Source organism: Paraburkholderia sp. Ac-20342 (assembly GCF_017104985.1).
Classification (GTDB): Bacteria; Pseudomonadota; Gammaproteobacteria; order Burkholderiales; family Burkholderiaceae; genus Paraburkholderia.
The window spans coordinates 13160-35115 of the sequence record NZ_JAAGPQ010000063.1 but is presented as its reverse complement, the minus strand read 5'-3'; the positions used below and the strand labels follow the sequence as shown (position 1 = coordinate 35115).

At 66.5% G+C, this 21956-nt stretch carries 17 protein-coding genes; 5 read left to right on the top strand and 12 right to left on the bottom strand.

The window, feature by feature from the left end; all coding sequences use genetic code 11:
- Positions 1-129: 129 nt before the first annotated feature.
- From ftsB to G3N58_RS23270, 9 genes are all read right to left on the bottom strand, one after another.
- On the bottom strand, positions 130-564 hold the full coding sequence (gene ftsB / locus G3N58_RS23310; RefSeq protein ID WP_206000326.1) for a cell division protein FtsB: 435 nt from the start codon (positions 562-564) through the stop codon (positions 130-132).
- A 107-nt stretch (positions 565-671) separates the two neighbouring features.
- On the bottom strand, positions 672-1955 hold the full coding sequence (gene eno / locus G3N58_RS23305; protein WP_075301327.1) for a phosphopyruvate hydratase: 1284 nt from the start codon (positions 1953-1955) through the stop codon (positions 672-674).
- 225 nt (positions 1956-2180) lie between these two features.
- The gene (kdsA, locus tag G3N58_RS23300) at positions 2181-3035 is read right to left on the bottom strand and encodes a 3-deoxy-8-phosphooctulonate synthase (protein ID WP_167049913.1); all 855 of its coding nucleotides are present in this window, start codon (positions 3033-3035) and stop codon (positions 2181-2183) included.
- Entirely contained in the window at positions 3032-4705 is a 1674-nt protein-coding gene (locus tag G3N58_RS23295; RefSeq protein ID WP_167049911.1) for a CTP synthase, read from the bottom strand. Before G3N58_RS23295 ends, kdsA begins: the two co-directional genes overlap by 4 nt.
- A gap of 143 nt (positions 4706-4848) precedes the next feature.
- Positions 4849-5652: an alpha/beta hydrolase gene (locus G3N58_RS23290; RefSeq protein WP_167049909.1), complete on the bottom strand. Its 804-nt coding sequence runs from the start codon at positions 5650-5652 to the stop codon at positions 4849-4851.
- 57 nt (positions 5653-5709) lie between these two features.
- Positions 5710-8400, bottom strand: coding sequence for a DNA internalization-related competence protein ComEC/Rec2 (locus G3N58_RS23285; RefSeq protein WP_206000325.1), 2691 nt, complete (start codon positions 8398-8400; stop codon positions 5710-5712).
- A gap of 112 nt (positions 8401-8512) precedes the next feature.
- The gene (locus G3N58_RS23280) at positions 8513-9301 is read right to left on the bottom strand and encodes a TatD family hydrolase (RefSeq protein ID WP_206000324.1); all 789 of its coding nucleotides are present in this window, start codon (positions 9299-9301) and stop codon (positions 8513-8515) included.
- Between the two features lie 37 nt (positions 9302-9338).
- Positions 9339-10094, bottom strand: a complete 756-nt coding sequence (lolD, locus tag G3N58_RS23275) for a lipoprotein-releasing ABC transporter ATP-binding protein LolD (protein WP_205193384.1) — start codon at positions 10092-10094, stop codon at positions 9339-9341.
- Complete coding sequence (locus G3N58_RS23270) at positions 10087-11340, bottom strand: lipoprotein-releasing ABC transporter permease subunit (protein WP_167049903.1); 1254 nt, start codon at positions 11338-11340, stop codon at positions 10087-10089. Before G3N58_RS23270 ends, lolD begins: the two co-directional genes overlap by 8 nt.
- Before the next feature lie 474 nt (positions 11341-11814).
- On the opposite strand from G3N58_RS23270, the gene G3N58_RS23265 reads away from it, so the two are divergent.
- The 5 genes from G3N58_RS23265 to G3N58_RS23245 all read left to right on the top strand — a co-directional run bounded on the left by G3N58_RS23265 (position 11815) and on the right by G3N58_RS23245 (position 19072).
- Positions 11815-13089: a regulator gene (locus G3N58_RS23265; RefSeq protein WP_206000323.1), complete on the top strand. Its 1275-nt coding sequence runs from the start codon at positions 11815-11817 to the stop codon at positions 13087-13089.
- Between the two features lie 112 nt (positions 13090-13201).
- Positions 13202-14908, top strand: a complete 1707-nt coding sequence (gene recJ / locus G3N58_RS23260; protein ID WP_167049899.1) for a single-stranded-DNA-specific exonuclease RecJ — start codon at positions 13202-13204, stop codon at positions 14906-14908.
- Between the two features lie 191 nt (positions 14909-15099).
- A protein-coding gene (gene prfB, locus G3N58_RS23255) for a peptide chain release factor 2 (RefSeq protein ID WP_167049897.1) occupies positions 15100-16204 on the top strand; the annotation gives its coding sequence in 2 pieces (ribosomal slippage) (positions 15100-15180 and positions 15182-16204; 1104 coding nt in all).
- Between the two features lie 184 nt (positions 16205-16388).
- Positions 16389-17930, top strand: a complete 1542-nt coding sequence (gene lysS, locus G3N58_RS23250; protein WP_167285569.1) for a lysine--tRNA ligase — start codon at positions 16389-16391, stop codon at positions 17928-17930.
- Between the two features lie 398 nt (positions 17931-18328).
- Positions 18329-19072 (top strand): glycine zipper 2TM domain-containing protein, encoded by a 744-nt coding sequence (locus G3N58_RS23245; protein ID WP_206000322.1) that lies wholly within the window; start codon positions 18329-18331, stop codon positions 19070-19072.
- Between the two features lie 162 nt (positions 19073-19234).
- Here G3N58_RS23245 and iscX read toward each other — a convergent pair whose 3' ends face one another.
- From iscX to hscA, 3 genes are all read right to left on the bottom strand, one after another.
- Positions 19235-19432 (bottom strand): Fe-S cluster assembly protein IscX, encoded by a 198-nt coding sequence (gene iscX / locus G3N58_RS23240; RefSeq protein WP_013588918.1) that lies wholly within the window; start codon positions 19430-19432, stop codon positions 19235-19237.
- A 15-nt stretch (positions 19433-19447) separates the two neighbouring features.
- Positions 19448-19789, bottom strand: coding sequence for an ISC system 2Fe-2S type ferredoxin (gene fdx, locus G3N58_RS23235; protein WP_167049891.1), 342 nt, complete (start codon positions 19787-19789; stop codon positions 19448-19450).
- A 210-nt stretch (positions 19790-19999) separates the two neighbouring features.
- Entirely contained in the window at positions 20000-21871 is a 1872-nt protein-coding gene (hscA, locus tag G3N58_RS23230) for a Fe-S protein assembly chaperone HscA (RefSeq protein ID WP_206000321.1), read from the bottom strand.
- Between the last annotated feature and the right edge of the window lie 85 nt (positions 21872-21956).

The following is a 21956-nucleotide window of genomic DNA, read 5'->3' as shown; positions in this document are numbered from 1 at the left end:
CAAAGGAACAGGGCAATAAAAAAGCGCGGTTCAAAATGAACCGCGCTTTTTTTGCGTCCTTCGTGACTGACTCAGCCGAGCCCATTGAGCCCGTTGAGAGCCCACCAGGCCGGGACAACGCATCCAACTTCAATGCGCCGGCTTCTTCTCCTTCGCTACCGCCTTCCCGCCACGCTTGCGATCCGGCTTCGCGCGCGACTCCGGATTCGGCACCACGTGCAGCGGCGCGGCCGATACCTCGCCGCGCGTCGACGTATTCACCGACGGACCGTTCGACGCCGGCAACGGCTGGTTCGGCGACACGAACTGCACGAACACCTCGCCGTCCTTGACCATGCCCATCTCGTAGCGCGCCCGCTCTTCGACCGCGGCCGTGCCGTTCTGCAGATCCTGCACCTCGCCCTGAATGCGCTCGTTGCGCACCTTCGCGTCGGCATTCTTTTGCAGTTGCTGCGCGAGTTGCCCTTGCAACTCATGCACGCGCAGCCAGCCGCCATGCCCCCACCAGAGCGGGTACTGGATCAGCGCCAGCAGAACGATCAGGACAGCAGTGACAAGCCGCATGAAGTAAGCACAATAAATACGCGCCGCCCTGCGCTATACGCAGGGCGGCGAGGTCAATCAGAAACGAAGGATAACCGTCTCATCGATCAGCGCGAACAAACTGCTGTTTAGCGCAGATTGTAGAACGCCGACTTGCCCGGGTAGCTCGCGATATCGCCGAGATCTTCCTCGATGCGCAGCAGCTGGTTGTACTTCGAGATACGGTCCGAACGCGACAGCGAACCGGTCTTGATCTGGCCAGCGTTGAGACCCACGGCGATATCGGCGATCGTCGAATCTTCGGTTTCGCCCGAGCGGTGCGAGATCACGGCCGTGTAGCCCGCGCGCTTCGCCATCTCGATCGCCGCAAAGGTTTCCGTCAGCGTGCCGATCTGGTTGATCTTGATCAGGATCGAGTTCGCGATGCCCTTCTCGATGCCTTCCTTGAGGATGCGCGTGTTGGTTACGAACAGGTCGTCGCCGACCAGCTGCACCTTCTTGCCGAGCTTGTCGGTCAGCACCTTCCAGCCTTCCCAGTCGCCTTCGTGCATGCCGTCTTCGATCGACACGATCGGGAACTTGTCGGCGAGGTTCGCGAGGTAGTCCGCGAATTCCGTCGACGACAGTTGCAGGCCTTCGCCCGCCAGCTGGTACTTGCCGTCGTGGTAGAACTCGCTCGCCGCGCAGTCGAGCGCGAGCAGCACGTCTTCACCGGCGCGATAGCCTGCTTTCTCGATCGCCTGCAGGATCGTGGACAAGCATTCCTCGTTACTGCCGAAGTTCGGTGCGAAGCCGCCTTCGTCGCCGACGGCCGTGCTCATGCCGCGATCCGACAGGATCTTCTTCAGCGCGTGGAACACTTCGGCGCCGCAGCGCAGTGCTTCGCGGAAGGTCGGCTGGCTGACCGGCACGATCATGAATTCCTGGATGTCGAGGCTGTTGTTCGCGTGCGCGCCGCCGTTGACGATGTTCATCATCGGCACCGGCAGTTGCATCGCGCCCGAGCCGCCGAAGTAGCGATACAGCGGCAGGCCGGCTTCTTCAGCGGCGGCCTTCGCGACGGCCATCGACACGGCCAGCATCGCGTTCGCGCCGAGGCGCGACTTGTTGTCGGTGCCGTCGAGTTCGAGCAGCGTCTTGTCGAGGAAAGCCTGTTCGGAAGCGTCGAGGCCCATGATCGCTTCGGAGATTTCAGTGTTGATGTGCTCGACGGCCTTCAGCACGCCCTTGCCGCCGTAACGGCCGGCTTCGCCGTCGCGCAGTTCGATCGCTTCGCGCGAGCCGGTCGACGCGCCCGACGGCACCGCTGCGCGGCCCATCGTGCCCGATTCGAGCAGCACGTCGCATTCGACGGTGGGGTTGCCTCGCGAATCGAGAATCTCTCGACCGATGATGTCTACGATAGCACTCATGGTTTCCTCAAAGAAATGACGTTGAATTCTTTACTGTGACACTGTATCGCGCTGCCGATCCGGAGTTGGCGCTTAAGTGCCGACTCCTGTCCCCTGCAAAGCACCCGCCGGTCTCCCCGACAGACAACTCGCGCGCCGATACGTTCGACGGCCATTATGCGAAAACGCCGCGCGCCGATTATCGAGGTGGATCGTGAAAATCGCGACACGCGGCGCATGCTTGAATCAGTTGAAATCGCTTTCGAGGAACGGCCCGCGCTTGACGGCCTGGTCGAGCGTGACGAGCGTCTCGAGCAGATCGGCCATGCGCTTGAGCGGCACCGCGTTCGGCCCGTCCGACTTCGCCTGCGCCGGGTTCGGATGCGTTTCCATGAAGAGACCCGCAACGCCCACCGCGACCGCGGCACGCGCGAGCACCGGCACGAATTCGCGCTGGCCGCCCGAGCTCGTGCCCTGGCCGCCCGGCAACTGCACCGAGTGCGTCGCGTCGAACACGACCGGCGCGTTGGTCTCGCGCATGATCGCGAGCGAACGCATGTCCGACACGAGGTTGTTATAGCCGAACGACACGCCGCGCTCGCACGCCATGAAGCGGTCTTCCGACAGACCCGCTTCGCGCGCGGCATCGCGCGCCTTGTCGATCACGTTCTTCATGTCGTGCGGCGCGAGAAACTGGCCCTTCTTGATATTGACCGGCTTGCCCGAGCGCGCGCAGGCGTGAATGAAGTCCGTTTGCCGGCACAGGAACGCCGGCGTTTGCAGCACGTCGACGACCGACGCGACCTGTTCGATTTCGTGTTCGGCGTGAACGTCGGTCAGCACCGGCAGGCCGAGCTGACGCTTCACTTCCGACAGGATGCGCAAACCTTCGTCCATGCCCAGACCGCGGAACGACTTGCCGCTGCTGCGGTTGGCCTTGTCGTACGACGATTTATAGATGAACGGAATGTTCAGCTTCGCGCAGATTTCCTTGAGCCGGCCGGCCGTGTCGATCGTCATCTGTTCCGATTCGACGACACAGGTACCGGCGATCAGGAAAAACGGCTTGTCGAGACCGATTTCGAAATCGCCCAGCTTCATGCTTTCTCCCTGACTGCGTTCGCGGTGCGCGACTGCTGATGCGCCAGCGCCGCCTCGACGAACGACTTGAACAGCGGATGGCCATCGCGCGGCGTGGACGTGAATTCCGGGTGGAACTGCACGCCGACGAACCACGGGTGCATGCTGCGCGGCAGTTCCATCATTTCCGGCAGGTCCTCGCTCGGCGTACGGGCGCTAATGATGAGGCCGCCGGCTTCGAGTTGGGGCACGAAACGGTTATTGACTTCATAACGGTGACGATGGCGCTCGTTCACGTCGCGGCCGTAGATTTCCTCGGCCATCGTGCCGGGCTTGATCGGGCAGCGCTGCGAACCGAGGCGCATGGTGCCGCCGAGGTCCGACTCTTCGGTGCGCTTCTCGACGCGGCCTTCGCGGTCGTACCACTCGGTGATCAGCGCGACCACGCGGTTCTTCGTTTCCTGATCGAACTCGGTGCTGTTCGCGTCCTTCAGGCCGACCACGTCGCGGGCGAATTCGATCACGGCAAGCTGCATGCCGAGGCAGATGCCGAGATACGGCACCTTCGCTTCGCGCGCATAGCGGATCGCGGCGATCTTGCCCTCGGTGCCGCGACGGCCGAAGCCGCCCGGCACGAGCACCGCGTCGAGATGCCTGAGGCTCTCGACGCCTTGCGTCTCGATCTCTTCGGAGTCGATGTACTCGATGTTCACGCGCGTCGACGTGTGCATCGACGCATGGCGCAGCGCTTCGATCAGCGACTTGTACGACTCGGTCAGATCGACGTACTTGCCGACCATGCCGATCGTCACTTCGTGCTTCGGATTCTGCAGCTTCTCGACGAGGTCGGACCACATCGCGAGGTCCGCGGCCTTCGGCGTGAGCCTGAGCTCTTCGCAAATGATCGCGTCGAGCCCCTGGTCGTGCAGCATCTGCGGAATCTTGTAGATGCTGTCCGCGTCCCACACCGAAATCACCGCGTCTTCGGGCACGTTCGAGAACAGCGAGATCTTCGCGCGCTCATCGTCCGGAATCGGACGGTCGGCGCGACACAGCAGCACGTGCGGCGAGATGCCGATTTCGCGCAGCTTCTGCACGCTGTGCTGGGTGGGCTTGGTCTTCAGTTCGCCCGCCGTGGCAACCCAGGGCACGAGCGTCAGGTGCACGAAGCACGCGCTGTTGCGGCCGAGGCGCAAGCTCATCTGACGCGCGGCTTCGAGGAACGGCAGCGATTCGATGTCGCCCACCGTGCCGCCCACTTCGACGATCGCGACATCGGGCTCGCCGCACGTCGCGGAAGCCGCGCCGCGCTCGACGAATGCCTGGATTTCGTTCGTGATGTGCGGGATGACCTGCACCGTCTTGCCGAGATAATCGCCGCGGCGTTCCTTGCGGATCACCGATTCGTAAATCTGGCCCGTGGTGAAGTTGTTGGCCTTGCGCATCTTCGTGCTGATGAAGCGCTCGTAGTGGCCGAGGTCGAGGTCGGTTTCCGCTCCGTCTTCCGTCACGAACACTTCGCCGTGCTGAAACGGGCTCATCGTGCCGGGGTCGACGTTGATGTACGGATCGAGTTTGAGGAGGGTGACTTTGAGACCGCGCGATTCGAGGATCGCGGCGAGGGAAGCGGCGGCAATACCCTTGCCGAGGGAAGAAACTACGCCGCCGGTGACGAAAACATATTTGGTCATCGCTGGATGCTCGCGGGAAAAACGGATTATACCGTAAAGGATGGTCCCGACCCAGCAAAAAACGACCGGCCCGGCGCGCGCCGCCCCCTCCTCGCGTGCAACCCGGCGCCGCCATTTGCCACGCAAGTCGCACGCGCAGCGCCTCAGGCAAGCCGCTCAAGTTCGCGCAACATCCGCTGCACCGCGCGCGCCGTTTCGATCGGCCGCTCCATCGGATACAGATGGCTGCCTTCGATCCACTCAAGGTGGCCGCCGGTCGCGCGGCGCGTCGCATCGAGACCGGCCTGGCGGATTTCCTTCGAGCGCGTGCCGGCGATGAAACCGACCGGCACCGGCGCGCCGTGCGCGAGCCGCGCGCCGAGCGTGTGCGGCAGCGTGCGGTAGATCCGGTATTCGGTGCGGCGGTCGAACGCGAGCGCGCGCGTGCCGTCCGGCGCGCTCTGCGGAATGCCAAAGTCGATGTAGTCGGACAGCATGCGCTCGTCCCAGCGCGCGAACGCCGGCTTCGAATGGAAGTGCCGCCACGCTTCGTCGCGGCTTGCCCACTGCGTGCGCCGGGTGCGCGTCGCGGCGGCCGGCGAGAGCCGTTCGTCGAGCCCGGTCCATTGCGAGACGCGTAGCATGCTGCTGCGCCAACCGGCGATCACCGGCGAGTCGAGCATCACCACGCCCCTCACCCACTGCGGCTTTTTCAGCGCGGCCATCAGCGACAGATAGCCGCCCAGCGAATGTCCGACGAGCCATACCGGCTGCTCGTACGCGCGGCCGATGTCTTCGAGCAACTGCTCGACCAGATGCGGCCAGTCCTGCGTGACCGGAAAGCGCGTGTCATGGCCGATACGCTCGATGAAGCGCACCTCGTAGTCGTCGGAAAGTTCGGCGAAGATCGTCCGGTAGGTGGAAGCCGGAAAGCCGTTCGCATGAGAGAAATGAATGATGTTTTTCAACTGCGGCTATCTCCGTTTCTGTTTTTTGCGTGCGCCTTTGACAGGCGTCTCGCGCGCTCAACGCGCCATCCAGTAGCGCCGCCGCGTCTCGCGATAGCGCTCGAGCGTGAGCGCGGGGCCGTCCGCGCCGGGATCGACGTCCACCCGCACCGCGCCGTCCCGATCGCTGCGCCCGAGTTCGATATGGCGAGCCTCGTAGCGCTCGAACACGCCCGCATTCGGATGATGAAAACGATTTTCGTAGCCTACCTGAAATAGCGCGATGGACGGCTCGATAGAGTCGAGGAACGGCTCGGTCGACGAGGTCCTGCTGCCATGATGCGGCGCCATCAGCACCTGGGCGCGCAAGGCGCCGCGATCGCGCGCGAGCAGCGTGCGCTCGACCGGCGCCTCGATGTCGGCGGTCAGCAGGGCCGCGAAACGCGTCGTCTCTGTGCGAGCACGCGATGTCGCGGCGAGCCCCGCGCGCGGCAGCGTGCTGACCCTGAGCACGCAGCAACGATCGTTGTTCTTGCCGCTCGCGGGCCCGGCATCCGGCCACAGTATCGCGAATTCGACGCCGTCCCATTGCCAGCGCTGCCCGGCCGCGCACGGCAGCGTCCGCGCGCCGTGCCGCTGCGCGTACGGCCACAGCGCATTGTCCGGCGCGAGCGAGCCCACCATCTGACGCACCTCGATCGCATCGAGCACGGCAGGCACGCCGCCCGCATGATCGGAATCGGCGTGGCTGACGATCAGCGTGTCGAGCGTCGTCACGCCCTGCGCCTGCAGGAACGGCACGACCACGCGCTCGCCCGCGTGCGTCGATTCCGCGCCCGGCCCGGCATCGAACAGCAATGCGTGATGCGCGGTTTGCACGAGGATCGACGCGCCCTGCCCCACGTCGAGCGCCGTCAGACGGAACGCGCCCGCCGGCGCGGCAAGCGCGCCGTCCGCGCTGGGCATCAGCAACGGCAGCCACGTCAGCGGCGCGGCCCAGCGCAGCGGCCAGCCGCGTGGCGCGAGGCACCAGAGCACGCCGACCGCCGCCGCGGCAAGCGCCCATGCAGCGGGTTGCGGCAACCACCAGAGCGTCCAGCGCGGCCCCGTCAACCCCTGCAGGCCGAGCGCGAGCACGTCGAGCAACGTATGGGCGACGTGCCACGCGAATGCGTCGAGCGGCGCGGGCAACGCAACGCCCGTGAGCACCGCCGGCGTGACGAGCAGACTCACCCACGGAATCGCGAACGCGTTCGCCAGCGGCCCGACGAGCGGAATCTGCGCGAACCAGTAGACGGTGAGCGGCGCGAGCGCGAGTGTCACCGCGATCTGCACGTGCGCGGCGCCGCGCAGGCGTTCGACGAGCGCGCGCAAACGCCGACTCGAAGCGGCGCGCAGCGCCCGCAGGCCGGTTCCGGGGGCGGCCTCGTTGCATTCACCGCCGCATTCATCGCCGCGTTCGCCCCAACGTTCATCGCCCCGCCCGCGCAGACGGCTGCGCACGCGCGGCCGCCCCGACATCGCAAACAGAATCGCGCCGACCGCGCAGAACGACAGCCAGAATCCCGCCGACACGACCGCCCACGGATCGATCAGCAGCACGAGCCCGAGCGCCCACGCAAGCACCGTCGAGCGCGCCAGATTGCGCCCGCCGACGAATGCCAGCGCGACGACCGCCGCCATCCACAGCGTGCGCTGCGCCGGCACGTTGAAGCCTGCGAGCGCCGCATGCAGGGCGGCAAACAGCGCACCGGCCGTCACGCCGACGATTTGCGCGGGCAGCCGCAACGGCCAGCCGCGCCCGAGCCAGCCCGAGCGCCGCCATACCGCGGCCGCCAGCCAGCCGGCCAGTCCCGCGACGAAGCCGATATGCAGCCCCGAAATCGCCACCAGATGACTCGTGCCGGTGCCGCGCATCAATTGCCAGTCGGCGGTGCTCACTTCGTCCTGCGCGCCGGTCGCGAGCGCGACGACGATCCCGCGATGCGGCGCATCGGCGAGCACCGTGTCGATCCGCGCACGCAACGCGGCACGCGAACGGTCGACCCACACCGCAAGCCCGCGCGCATAGCCCGGCAAACGCACCGCGCGATCCGCCGCGCTCACGTAACCAACCGCCCGCACGTTGCGCGCGAGCAGACTCGCTTCGGCATCGCGCACGCCGAAGTTCGCATTGCCGTGCGGACGCTTCAACCGCACGGGCAGACGCCAGCGTTGACCGGGTTCGAGCGGCGGCGCCGGTGTGTCGCGAGCGATCCACGAGAGTTGAATCACCTGCGGAAAAGCGGCGAGCCCGGCATCGTTCGTCTCGACTTCGAACAGAAATCGCGCGCCTTTCTCGTCATGCGACGGCAAACCCTTGATGCTGCCGGCGACCTCGATATCGCGCCCTTCCCACGCGTGCGGCAGGCTCACCGCGAGCCGCGTGTGCGCGCGCACGGCGGCATAACCGAAGCCCGCGCAGATTGCCGCGCACCACACGGCGCTCCAGCCGATCACCCGCCGCACGCGCGCCTCGTCGTACATGCGGCACACGCAACACGCCCACCGCCACGCCGGCGAATCCGGCAACGCACACCCGTGTGCGAGCGGCAACGCGCACCTGTACGCAAGGGGCGTCGCGGCGCGTTCCCGCAAGCCCCAAATCGCCACACCCAGCGCCGCGCCACCCAGCAAAACCAGCGTCCACCAGCCGGCCATCCGCGGCAATGCCGCCTGCCGCTGCAAGCCGATCACACCCAACGCAAAACCACACCACACTGCTCGCATCCGCCCTCCGCTCCGCCCCACGCGAGGCGAACCCACGCGCGGCGAACAGGCGACAGCAAGCCCGCCGGGCGGGGGTGTCGCCCGGCGCGAACCCTTCGATCAATGGAATCGATTATGCAGAGGAAAGCGCGAGTCGCGGCAGCGCGGCGAGCGCGTTAGCCGTTGTGCCTAGGGCGGCTGAGTCGGGTGTGACATGGCGCAGCTGCGCGAGGCTCGCGCCGATTGCCGGAATCTGCTCGGGCGAGTTGCGCTGCCTGTACATCCACGACGGCGCGATGTCCGGCGCGTCGGTCTCGACGACGAGCGCATCGAACGGCAGTTGCTCGGCGAGACGCCGGATTTGCCGCGCGCGCTCGAACGTCAGATTGCCGCCGAAGCCGAGATGCAGCCCCTGGTCGAGATACGCCTGAGCCTGCTGGAAACTGCCGTTGAATGCGTGGGCGATGCCACGATGGATCTGATGCCGCCGCAGCCCCTTGATGACCTGATCCTGCGATTTGCGCACGTGGCAGATCACCGGCAGATCGAATTCGCGCGCGAGCTGCAACTGGCCGTTGTAGAAGAATTGCTGGCGCGCGTCGTCGAGACCTTCGACGAAATAGTCGAGCCCGATCTCGCCGATGCCGACGAAGCGCGGATCGTCGAGACTCGCCTCGATCTCCATGCGCAGCAGGTCGAGGTCGGCATCGTCGGCGCCGGGCGTGCAGAGCGGATGAATGCCGAGCGCGTACGCCCCGCCCTCGACGCGATGCGCGAGTTTGCGCACCGCCGCGAAATTCTGCCGCCCGATCGCCGGAATCACGATGCGCGAGACGCCCGCGCCTCGCGCGGCCGCCGCGACCGCGTCGCGATCGGCGTCGAATTCGGCAGCATCGAGATGGCAGTGCGTATCGATCCACATGAGTCGTCTCGCAAGCGGCGGGCGCGCCCCCGCGCACTCAAACCGGTACCGGCGGCTCCTCGTGCAGCACGCCGTCGCGCAGCCGCATGATGCGGTCGCAGCGCCCGGCCAGTTCCGGGTCGTGCGTGACGATCACGAAGCTCGTTTCGAGCGTGCGCGACAGTTCGAGCATCAGGTTGAAGACCGTGTCGGCGGTACCGCCGTCGAGGTTGCCGGTCGGTTCGTCGGCGAGCACGCAGGCGGGCTTCGTGACCAGCGCCCGCGCGATCGCGACGCGCTGGCGCTCGCCGCCCGACAGCTCGCCCGGCCGATGCTTGGCGCGATGTCCCATGCCGACCTGTTCGAGCACGGCAAGCGCCTCGCGGCGCGCGGCCTCGGTCGTCTCGCGGCGAATCCGCAGCGGCATCGCGACATTGTCGAGCGCGGAAAATTCCGGCAGCAGATGGTGAAACTGATAGACAAAGCCAAGCGCGCGATTGCGCAGATCGTTGCGCTCGCGCTCGGAGAGCTTCGTGAACGGCTTGCCGAGCACCGACACCTGGCCCGCGCTCGGATCGTCGAGACCGCCGAGCACGTGCAGCAGCGTGCTCTTGCCGGAGCCCGACGCGCCGACGATCGCGAGCTTCTCGCCGCGCCGCACGGAAAGCTGCGTATTGTCGAGCACCCGCACGTTCAGCCCGCCCTGCACGAACGATTTGGAAATGCCGGTTGCTTCGAGCACGTACGGATACGACGCGGGGGCCTGAGCGGTCATGGACGATTCGGTTGAAGAATGGGCAAGGCGGTCATTCATAGCGCAGCGCCTCCGCCGGACGGACCTTCGCGCCGCGCCAGCTCGGGTAGAGCGTGGCCAGCGCCGAGAGCACGAACGCGATGATGCCGATGCGCGCGACGTCGGCCGGAATCAGCTCGGACGGCAGCTCGCTGATGAAGTACACCGACGGCGGCAGGAACTGCACGCCGAACAGATGCTCGATCATCGGCACGAGCCACGGAATGCTCCACGCGATCAGGCAGCCGAGCGCGACGCCCGTCGCCGTGCCGATGAAGCCGATCGTCACGCCCTGCACGACGAAAATCTTCATGATCGAGCGGGGCTGCGCGCCGAGCGTGCGCAGGATCGCGATGTCGGCCTGCTTGTTGGTCACGGTCATCACGAGCGACGACACGAGGTTGAACGCCGCGACCGCGATGATCAGCGTGAGGATGATGAACATCATGCGCTTTTCGATCTGCACGGCCGAGAACCAGGTCTTGTTCTGCTGCGTCCAGTCGCGAATGTAGAGATCGCCCGACAGGGTGCGCGCGAGCTGATGCGCGACCTCGGGCGCGCGCTGCATGTCGGTCAGGCGCAGCCGCACGCCGCTCGGCGCGGGCAGCCGGAACAGCGCCTGCGCGTCCTTGATGTTGATCAGCGCGAGCGTGCTGTCGTATTCGTAATGCCCCGACTCGAAGATGCCGACCACCGTGAACTGCTTCAGGCGCGGCAGCATGCCGGCCGGCGTGATCGTGCCCTCGGGCGCGACCAGCGTGATCTTGTCGTTGACCTGCACGCCGAGATTGGCGGCGAGGTCCGCGCCGAGCACGATGCCGAAGTCGCCCGGCACGAGGTCGGTCAGCTTGCCGCCTTTCATTTCCTTGCCGATGTCGGACACTTCCGGTTCGAGCGTCGGCTCGACGCCGCGCAGCGCGACGCCGCTCACCGCGTCCTGGCGCGTGAGCAGCGCCTGCGCCTCGACGTACGGCGCCGCGCCGATCACTTCCTTGTTCTGCCGCGCTTCCTTCGCGGTCAGTTGCCAGTCGGGCATCGAGCCGGTCGGCGAAAAGATCTCGACGTGCGCGAGCACCGACAGCATGCGGTCGCGCACCTCTTTCTGAAAGCCGTTCATCACCGACAACACGACGATCAGCGCCGCGACGCCGAGCGCAATGCCCGACATCGACACCAGCGCGATGAACGAGATGAAGCCGTTACCGGTCGTGCGTTTGCCGGCGCGCGTGTAGCGCCAGCCAATCTGCCATTCGTAGGGAAATTTCAAGCGAATCCTTTTCTGCGTTCTTCGACTGAGTGCTGTGCACCACCGGCGCGTGGCGCCCGCCGTGCGGCCCGGGCGTCGTGATCGTTGGGCTCGCGGCGGCGCGGATCGTTCCGCGTGGGGTGCGAAGCGCGGCCACCGCCTTCTGCGATCAAGCGCGAAGTTTGCCATACAAATGGCGCCGGATAATGCAACGGCCCGCAACGGCCGTGCCGGTCGTGTCCCGTGGCGCAGAACCGTATGGCGCGCGCCTGTCCTGCTAGTCCTGCAAGCGCGGCACGGGCGGGCCGGGGTTCGCTCCGGTTCGCCCGGCTCACGCGAGGCGCCCGGACCGCCCGGCTGACTGACCCCGCTTATGTGCGTCCGGCATGCCCGTCCGATATCGATCCGATCCGGCATCGTCCTGCCTTACAACCTGCCCCGTGGCCGCCTCGCGGTGAGCGTTCCGGTCGAAATATTCGCACTCTTTACCCTACAATGCGCAACATCATGCCTGCCGACCGCCTCCACCTTCTGCTGCCGTTCGCGCTGCCCGCCGCGGCCGACGCCTCCACCGCCCTCCACGACATCCGCTGCCCGGCGCTCGACAAGCTGATCGCGCGCGCGACGCTCGTCGAACGCATGGTCGGCGAGGATTTTCAGCGCACGCTGCCGCACGAGCGCTGGGTCGCCCGGCAATTCGGCGCGCTGCCCGACGGCGCGACGTCCGCCGCCGATGAAGCGCCGCTCGCGCCCTACATGCTGCGCGCCGACGGCGGCGAACCCGGCAACGCGACATGGGCCTGCGTGCAGCCGGTGCACGTGCGCATCGCGCATGACCACCTCGTGCTGATCGATCCCGCTTCGCTCGACCTGTCCGACGACGAAGCGAGCGCGCTGCTCGCGGTCGCGCGTCCACTGATCGAGGAACTCGGCGTGCGCATCGAGGCGCCGAAGCCGGCGCGCTGGTATCTGTCGAGCGACGCGTTCGGTACGCTCGCGGGCGCCTCGCCGCTGCGCGCGAGCGGCCGCAACATCGAAATCTGGCTGCCGCACGAAGCGCATTCGGGCGAGCGCTCGCGCGCGTGGATGAAGCTGCAGAACGAAGTGCAGATGGCATGGTTCGAGCATCCGGTCAACGAAGCGCGCGAGGCGCGCGGGCTGCCGGCCGTCAATTCGATCTGGTTTCACGCGCAGGGCGCGGCGCGGCCGGTGCGCAGTCCGTTCGCGCAGGTGTTGTCCGATGCCACGGCCACGCGCGGCCTCGCGCTAAGCGCGGGCGCGGCGACGGGCACACCGCCCGCTTCGTTCGGCGAATTGACGGCGGCGCGGTGCGGTGCGACGAGAGGCAAGCATGCGGACATGGCAAACGCCGCTGACGCCGCGTCGACCGGCGGTTCAGGCGGTTCAGGCGGTTCAGGCGGTTCAGGCGGTTCAGGCGGTTCAGGCGGCAATCCTGGCAATGATGGCGGCGCCAGCGCCAACGACAAAGTCGGCGGCACCGGCAGCCCGGGCCAAGGCGCCACGCTCGTCGAACTCGATCCGTTCTCCGCGCCCTACATCGAACAGGACTGGGCGCGCTGGAACCAGGCCTTCGCCGCGCTGCAGACCGACTGGTTCGAGCCCGCGCTCGCGGCCTTGCAGGCGGGCGAACTCGCCGAACTCGGCCTCACGCTGTGCGGCGACACCGGCTCCGTGACGCTGACGGTCACGCGCGGCGATCTGCGCAAATTCTGGCGACGGCGCGTGCTGGCCTCGCTGTTCATCGAGTGAGCCACCGCATGAGCCATCCCCTGAACCATGCCATGCGCCACCGGATAAGCCCCCGCCTGACCCGGCACACGCCCCACCGCCAGCCCCTTCGAATCCCCTACGGCCCTTTCGCATGACCCGAATCGTTACGCGCGCCTGCTCTCCCGTCGACGCCGAAGTCCTCACCCGCCACGGCCTGCATCCGGTGCTCGCACGCCTCTACGCGTCACGCGGCGTATGCCTGCCCGAGGACGTCGAAACCGGCCTCGCGCGGCTCGTGCCGCCCGCCGAACTGAAGGGCTGCGAAGCGGCCGCCGCGCTGCTCGCCGACGCGATCCAGCAACAGCGCCGCATGCTCGTCGTCGCCGATTACGACTGCGACGGCGCAACCGCCTGCGCGGTCGCGGTGCGCGGGCTGCGCATGTTCGGCGGCCGCATCGACTATCTCGTGCCGAACCGCATGGAGCACGGCTACGGACTCACGCCGGAGATCGTCGATCTGGCAACGTGCGGCGCGGCCGGCAAGCCCGATCTGCTGATCACGGTCGACAACGGCATCGCGAGCGTCGACGGCGTCGCGGCCGCCAACGCGCTCGGCATCGACGTGCTCGTCACCGACCACCACCTGCCCGGCGACGAACTGCCCGCCGCGCGCGCAATCGTCAATCCGAACCAGCCGGGCTGCACGTTCCCGAGCAAGTGCCTTGCCGGCGTCGGCGTGATGTTCTACGTGCTGCTCGCGCTGCGCGCGGAGTTGCGCCGCCGCGGCGCGTTCGGCGAGGCATTGCCCGAACCGCGCCTCGACGGCCTGCTCGATCTGGTCGCGCTCGGCACCGTCGCCGACGTCGTGAAGCTCGACGGCAACAACCGCGTGCTGGTCGCGCAGGGTTTGCAGCGCATCCGCAAAAGCCGCATGCAGCCCGGCATCGCGGCGCTCTTTCGCGCCGCCGCGCGCGATGCGCGCAGCGCCTCGGGCTTCGACCTCGGCTTCGCGCTCGGGCCGCGCCTGAACGCGGCGGGCCGGCTGTCGGACATGTCGCTCGGCATCGAATGCCTGACCACCGACGACGTCGGCCGCGCCTGGGAACTCGCCCAGCAACTCGACACGATGAACCGCGAGCGCCGCGAGATCGAAGCCGGCATGCAGCAGCAGGCGCTCGACGATCTCTCGACGGTCAACCCCGAGGGCACGGCCACGATCACGCTGTTCAATCCGGGCTGGCATCAGGGCGTGATCGGCATCGTCGCGGGGCGGCTCAAGGAGAAGTTCCACCGCCCCTCGTTCACGTTCGCGCCCGCCGACGACAGCGGCCTCACCGTCAAGGGCTCGGGCCGCTCGATCGCGGGCTTTCACCTGCGCGACGCGCTCGATCTGATCTCGAAGCGCGAGCCGGACCTGCTCGTCAAGTTCGGCGGCCACGCGATGGCCGCGGGCCTGACGCTCGCCGCCGCCGACGTGCCGCGCTTCACGGCCGCGTTCGAAGCGGTCGGCCGCGAATGGCTGTCCGAAGAGGCGCTCGCGCGCACCGTCGAAACCGACGGCGAGCTCGAAGACGCGTACTTCACGCCGCAATTCGTCGAGATGCTCGACGCGGCCGTGTGGGGCCAGGGCTTCCCGGCGCCGGTGTTTTCGGGCGAGTTCGAGGTCGCCTCGCAGGCGCTCGTGAAGGACAAGCACCTGAAGCTGCAGCTGTTGCGCGGCCGCCAGCGCTTCAACGCGATCTGGTTCAACCATACCGATACGCTGCCCGCGCGCACGACCGTCGCCTACCGGCTCGCAAGCGATACGTGGAACGGCGTGTCGCGCGTGCAGCTGATCGTCGAGCATGCGGCAAGCTGACGCCGCCAGCGCACGCCGGCCACCGCCGCCCATGGCGCGCTCGCCCCGGCAGATCACGCCGTCCTTCGCGAAACCGCGAAAAATCTCCGCAAAATCAACTGCGAACACGCGCCGGATTGCCCCGAAGGCTCCGGCGCGGCGTGCCGATCGGCTATAATTTCACCTTTTTTACGAAGCTATAAAAGATCGACATGGAAGCGGAACGTCTCAACGCGATCGAAGCCTCTCTGGCCGACCTGCGCAAGCGCGCGGACGACCTACGGGGGTATCTTTGACTACGACGACAAAGCACTGCGTCTAATCGAAGTCAACCGCGAACTCGAAGACCCGGACGTCTGGAACGACTCGAAGCACGCCCAGGCACTCGGTAAGGAAAAGAAGCTGCTCGACGACACGGTCGGCAAGCTCACGTCGATCACGAACGACGTGCGCGACGCCCAGGACCTGTTCGAGATGGCGCGCGAGGAAGGCGACGACGACACGCTCGCCGCCTGCGAGGGCGATGCCCAAGCCATCGAGGCGCGCGTCGCCGACATGGAATTTCGCCGGATGTTCGCGAACCCGGCTGACCCCAACAACGCGTTTCTCGACATCCAGGCCGGCGCCGGCGGCACCGAGGCGTGCGACTGGGCCTCGATGCTGCTGCGCCAGTATCTGCGCTACTGCGAGCGCAAGGGCTTCAAGACCGAAGTGCTCGAACAGACCGAAGGCGACGTGGCCGGCATCAAGAACGCGACGATCAAGATCGAAGGCGAATACGCCTACGGCTTCCTGCGCACCGAAACCGGCGTGCACCGGCTCGTGCGCAAGTCGCCGTTCGACTCGTCGGGCGGCCGCCATACGTCGTTCTCGTCGGTGTTCGTGTACCCGGAAATCGACGACTCGATCGAAGTCGACATCAACCCGGCCGATCTGCGCATCGACACGTATCGCGCCTCGGGCGCGGGCGGTCAGCACATCAACAAGACCGACTCCGCGGTGCGGATCACGCACATGCCGTCGGGCATCGTCGTGCAATGCCAGAACGACCGCTCGCAGCACCGCAACCGCGCCGAAGCGATGGCGATGCTGAAATCGCGCCTGTACGAAGCGGAAATCCGCAAGCGTCAGGCCGAGCAGGACAAGCTCGAAGCCGGCAAGACCGACGTGGGCTGGGGTCACCAGATCCGCTCGTACGTGCTCGACAACAGCCGCATCAAGGATTTGCGCACCAACGTCGAAATCAGCAACACGAAGAGCGTGCTCGACGGCGACCTCGATCCGTTCATCAGCGCGAGCCTGAAACAGGGCGTCTAAGCGCGGGCGGCATGGCATGGCATGGCCTGCGCCGCTGGCTCGCCGCCGGCCTGCGGTCCCCGATTGCCGTCTTTGCTCGCAGTCCGTTTGCTTGCCCCGTTTTCCCAGTACCGCCTGAGGTTTTTACACTGACTGGCCTCCCGCGCGGAGCACTCCGCCGCGGGCCACCGAACACCACATCATCATGACCGAACCGACCCAGCCTAATTCGGCCCAGCCGAACACCGCGCCCGAGGTGGACGACAACAAGATCATCGCCGAGCGCCGCGAAAAGCTGCGCGAGCTGCGTGAGCACGGCGTCGCCTATCCGAACGACTTCCGCCCCACCCATCACGCCGACGACCTGCAGCGGCAATACGAGCACAGCGACAAGGACGCGCTCGAAGCGAATCCGCTCGAAGTCGCGATCGCCGGCCGCATGATGCTCAAGCGCGTGATGGGCAAGGCGAGCTTCGCGACCGTGCGCGACGGCTCGGGTCAGATCCAGTTCTTCATCACCCCGGCCGACGTCGGCCAGGAGACCTACGACGCGTTCAAGAAGTGGGACATGGGCGACATCGTCGCCGCGCGCGGCGTGCTGTTCCGCACCAACAAGGGCGAGCTGTCGGTGCGCTGCACGGAGCTGCGTCTGCTGTCGAAGTCGCTGCGTCCGCTGCCCGACAAATTCCACGGTCTCGCCGACCAGGAAATGAAGTACCGCCAGCGCTACGTCGATCTGATCGTCACGCCGGAAACGCGCAAGACCTTCATCGCGCGCACCAGGGCGATTTCGTCGATCCGCAAGTACATGGCCGATGCGAACTTCATGGAAGTCGAAACGCCGATGCTGCACCCGATTCCGGGCGGCGCGGCGGCCAAGCCGTTCTCGACGCACCACAACGCGCTCGACATGCAGATGTTCCTGCGCATCGCGCCCGAGCTGTATCTGAAGCGGCTCGTGGTCGGCGGCTTCGAGCGCGTGTTCGAGATCAACCGTAATTTCCGCAACGAGGGCGTCTCCGTGCGCCACAACCCGGAATTCACGATGATCGAGTTCTACGCGGCCTACACCGACTACACGTGGCTGATGGACTTCACCGAACGCCTGATCCGCCAGGCCGCGATCGACGCGCTCGGCACGGCCACGATCACGTATCAGGGCCGCGAGCTCGATCTGAGCAAGCCGTTTCATCGGCTCACGATCACGCAGGCGATCCAGAAATACGCGCCTCAATACACGAGCGAGCAACTCGCCGACAGCGCGTTCCTGCGCACCGAGCTGAAGAAGTTCGGCGTCGACGCGTCGCAGCCGCAGTTCCTCAATGCGGGCGTCGGCGCGCTGCAACTGGCGCTGTTCGAAGAGACCGCCGAGTCGCAACTGTGGGAGCCGACCTACATCATCGACTACCCGATCGAGGTGTCGCCGCTCGCGCGCGCGTCGGACAAGGTGGAAGGCATCACCGAGCGTTTCGAGCTGTTCATCACCGGCCGCGAGATCGCCAACGGCTTCTCGGAACTGAACGATCCGGAAGACCAGGCCGCGCGCTTCAGGAAGCAGGTCGACCAGAAAGACGCCGGCGACGAAGAAGCGATGTACTACGACGCCGACTACATCCGCGCGCTCGAATACGGCATGCCGCCGACCGGCGGCTGCGGTATCGGCATCGACCGTCTCGTGATGATGCTGACGGACAGCCCGAGCATCCGCGACGTAATCCTGTTCCCGCATCTGCGCCGCGAGGACTGATTGCCGTTGCGGGTTGCGGGTCGTTGCCGTTCGTGGCATGCGACCCGCGCAGACGTCTCCGAAAACGCCCGGCCCTGCCGGGCGTTTTGTATTACTCACTCGCATCCGCTCGAAAGGGAACAGGACCGTTTTCTGCTACCGATGGTTTGTAACCAGTAGTAAAAGCTGCGCGATGCCGCCCCGGCAGTTCGGGCGAGGCCGGTTTTCGAAACTTGCGCAGCCCAAGGCCCGCCGTGCGCCAGCCACTTGCCCTCGCGCGCTGCCCGCGCCGCCCGGGTTACAAATTGAAACGCCGCCTCGAGCGAATTGCCTGACACTCGATCTCATCAAGCGCAGCAACGAAAGCACCCGAGAGCGAGCATCAAGAAAAGCCGGCTCTGTCAGAAACGGAGGCCAATATGGACAACCCCACTCAACCGACGCAACCGACGCAACCGCGTCGTCTTCATCCGCTGATTGCGACCGCCGCGGGCGCGGTGCTCGTCGCAAGTCTGGTCGCCACGGCGGCGATTACCGGCGTATTCCCGAAAGCGTCGAGCAACGGCGCGCAGAGCGATCAGACGCAAGCCGCGCAGGTCACAGCGCAAGCTCAACAGCAAGCGCAGCAGGAAGGTCAACAACCGGGCATCGTCGATTCGGCGGCGCCGGTCGACGCGCCGGCTCAACGACAAGCGCCTCAGGCAGCACAGATCCCGCAGCCTGTGCCGGCCGTCCCGGCACAGCAGCCGCAATATGCGCAGCCGCAGCAGGCGCAGCAGGCGCAGGCCGCGCCACAGTACGCCCAGCAGCCGGCGCCGCAGCCCGCCTATTGCTCGACCTGCGGCACGGTCGTCGCAATTTCGGCCGTTCGTCATGAGGGCCATGGCACCGGGATCGGCGCGGTCGGCGGCGCGGTGGCCGGCGGCGTGATCGGCAACCAGTTCGGCGCCGGCGGCGGCCGCGCCGCGATGACGGTGCTCGGCGCGCTCGGTGGCGGGTTCGCGGGCAACTCCGTCGAAAAGCATCTGCGCAGCTCGACCGCGTATTCGGTGCGCGTGCGGATGGAGAACGGCAAGACGCGCTACTTCACGTATCACGAAGCGCCGCCGTTCCAGCAAGGTCAACGCGTGCGGATCGAAAACGGCGCGCTGGTCGCGGGCTGATGGCCGCAGCTAGGGTTCGAGGCTATTTTTCCGCCGCGGCAACGAAAAAGGCGATTCCGACTGGAATCGCCTTTTTCGGCTAATCGCAACATCATCGCCACAGTGCACGGAAGCGGGTACGGAACCGCGCCCCCTCACAAGCACTTAACGCATTCAACGCGCTCAATAATCCGCGTCTTCGATCCATGCCGCCTGGATCGCCTCGAGAATCTTTTCGTTCGAACGGTTCGGATCGTCGTCGAAGCCTTCGAGCTCGGTCACCCAGCGGTGCAGATCGGTGAAGCGCACCTGCTGAGGATCGACGTCCTGGTGCTTGTCCGTCAGGGCCATCGCGATGTCTTGCGTATCGGTCCACTTCATGGCTGCGTCCTCCTGTTAGTGGTTTTCCTTCGCGTGATTGATCGAGTAACGCGGAATTTCGACGACCAGATCCTGCTCGTCCGGCACGATCGCCTGGCACGACAGACGCGAAGCCGGTTCGAGCCCCCACGCCTTGTCCAGCAGATCGTCCTCGTCTTCCTCGGACGGCGTCAAGGCGGCGAAACCCTCACGCACGATCACGTGACAGGTCGTGCACGCGCAGGACTTCTCGCACGCGTGCTCGATTTCGATGCCGTGATCGAGCAGGTTGTCGCAGATGCTCTTGCCGGGAACGGCGTCGATCACGGCGCCATCCGGACACAGTTCGACGTGAGGCAGCACAACGATTTGAGGCATACGGTTTCCGTTTGGGTCTGAGGCACGGTGGCTGCCAGCGATGCCGTGCAGGCTCCGTGCCATTCTACTGGCGCCTTGCGGACTTTTTAAGTCCGCAAGGCGCGCTTCGGTTGTTCCAGTCGCCCGAGGATGGTTCCACGGGACTTCGCGGGTGCGGCGCATGACGGGCTCGCCCGCCGCGTGCCGCCATTCACACCGCTCACGCCGCGCTCAGATCTCGTCGAGCTTGCGACCCGACAGTGCGCGGCGGATGCCCTTGTTCATGCGGCGCGCGGCGAATTCGTCCGTGCCTTCGGCGAGCGCCTTGGTGGCCGCTTCGACCGCATTCACGTCGTCGCTTTGCGCGACGTTGCGCAAGGCGGCGAGCAGCGCGTCGAGCGCCGCACGTTCGCTGTCGTCGAGCAGTTCGGCGTCGGCGGCAAGCGCCGCGTCGGTCGCCTCGACAAGACGCTGCGCTTCGACCTGCGCCTCGCGCAACGCGCGCGCGCGCATGTCGACCTCGGCGGTCGAGAAGCTGTCTTCGAGCATGCGCGCGATGTCGTCATCGGCGAGACCGTAGGATGGCTTGACCACGACCGATGCCTCCACGCCCGAGGTCTGCTCGCGCGCGAACACGGACAGGAGGCCGTCCGCATCGACCTGATACGTGACGCGAATGCGCGCCGCACCGGCCGCCATCGGCGGGATGCCGCGCAATTCGAAGCGCGCGAGCGAGCGGCAGTCGCTCACGAGTTCGCGCTCGCCCTGCACGATGTGAATCGCCATCGCGGTCTGTCCGTCCTTGAAGGTCGTGAAATCCTGCGCGCGCGCGACCGGAATCGTCGAGTTGCGCGGGATGATCTTCTCGGTCAGGCCACCCATCGTCTCGACGCCGAGCGACAGCGGGGTCACGTCGAGCAGCAGCCACTCGTCGCCTTCCGCGCCGCGATTGCCGGCCAGCAGATCGGCCTGGATCGCCGCGCCGAGCGCGACGACCTGGTCCGGGTCGAGATTGACGAGCGGCGGCTGGCCGAAGAACGCTTCGACCGCGCGGCGGATCACCGGCATGCGCGTCGCGCCGCCGACCAGCACGACGCCCTTGATGTCTTTCGTCGCAACCTTCGCGTCGCGCAGCGCCTTCTTCGTCGGACCGAAGGTGCGCTGAACCAGCTCCTGCGTGATCGTCTCGAAGATGGCCTCGTCGATCGTCAGATCGAGCGCGGTGCCGTTCGCAAGCGTTGCCTTGAGGCTGGCCTGCGGCGCGCTCGACAACGCCTCCTTGGCGTCGCGCACGCCGTCGAGCAGCAGACGCACGTCCTGCGGCGCGAGCGTTTGCGGCGCGATGCCCGCCTGCGCGAGCACGTGGCGATAGAGCGCGTGGTCGAAATCGTCGCCGCCGAGCGCGGAATCGCCGCCGGCCGCGAGCACTTCGAACACGCCTTTCGTGAGCTTGAGGATCGACAGGTCGAAGGTGCCGCCGCCGAGGTCGTACACGGCGTAGAGGCCTTCGGAGCCGTTGTCGAGACCATAGGCGATCGCGGCCGCGGTCGGCTCGTTGAGCAGCCGCAGCACGTTCAGGCCCGCGAGACGCGCAGCGTCCTTGGTGGCCTGGCGCTGCGCGTCGTCGAAATACGCGGGCACCGTGATGACCGCGCCGACCAGCTCGTCGCCGAGCGTGTCTTCGGCGCGCTGGCGCAGCGTCGCGAGAATTTCGGCCGACACTTCGACCGGGCTCTTCACGCCGTCGACGGTGCGGATCTGCACCATGCCGGGTGCGTCGACGAAATCGTACGGCGCGTTTTCGGCGCCCTCCACTTCCGCTTTGCCGCGGCCCATGAAGCGCTTGACCGAGACGATCGTGTTGCGCGGATCGCTCGCCGCCTCGGCCTTCGCCTTGCGGCCGATGCGACGGCCGCCCTGTTCGAGATAGCGCACCACCGAGGGCAGCAGCGCATGCCCGTCTTCGTCGGGCAGCACATCGGGCACGCCGCTGCGCACAGCGGCGACGAGGGAGTTGGTGGTGCCGAGATCGATACCGACTGCGAGACGCCGCTGGTGGGGCGCCGGCGCCATGCCGGGTTCGGAGATTTGCAGTAAGGCCATCTGGATCTTCTCGGGGACGTGGTGCCCCGTCCTGAATTTCGCGTTGCTGGGGTGTGATACCGCGGCTCGCGGCCGCTCTGGTTTT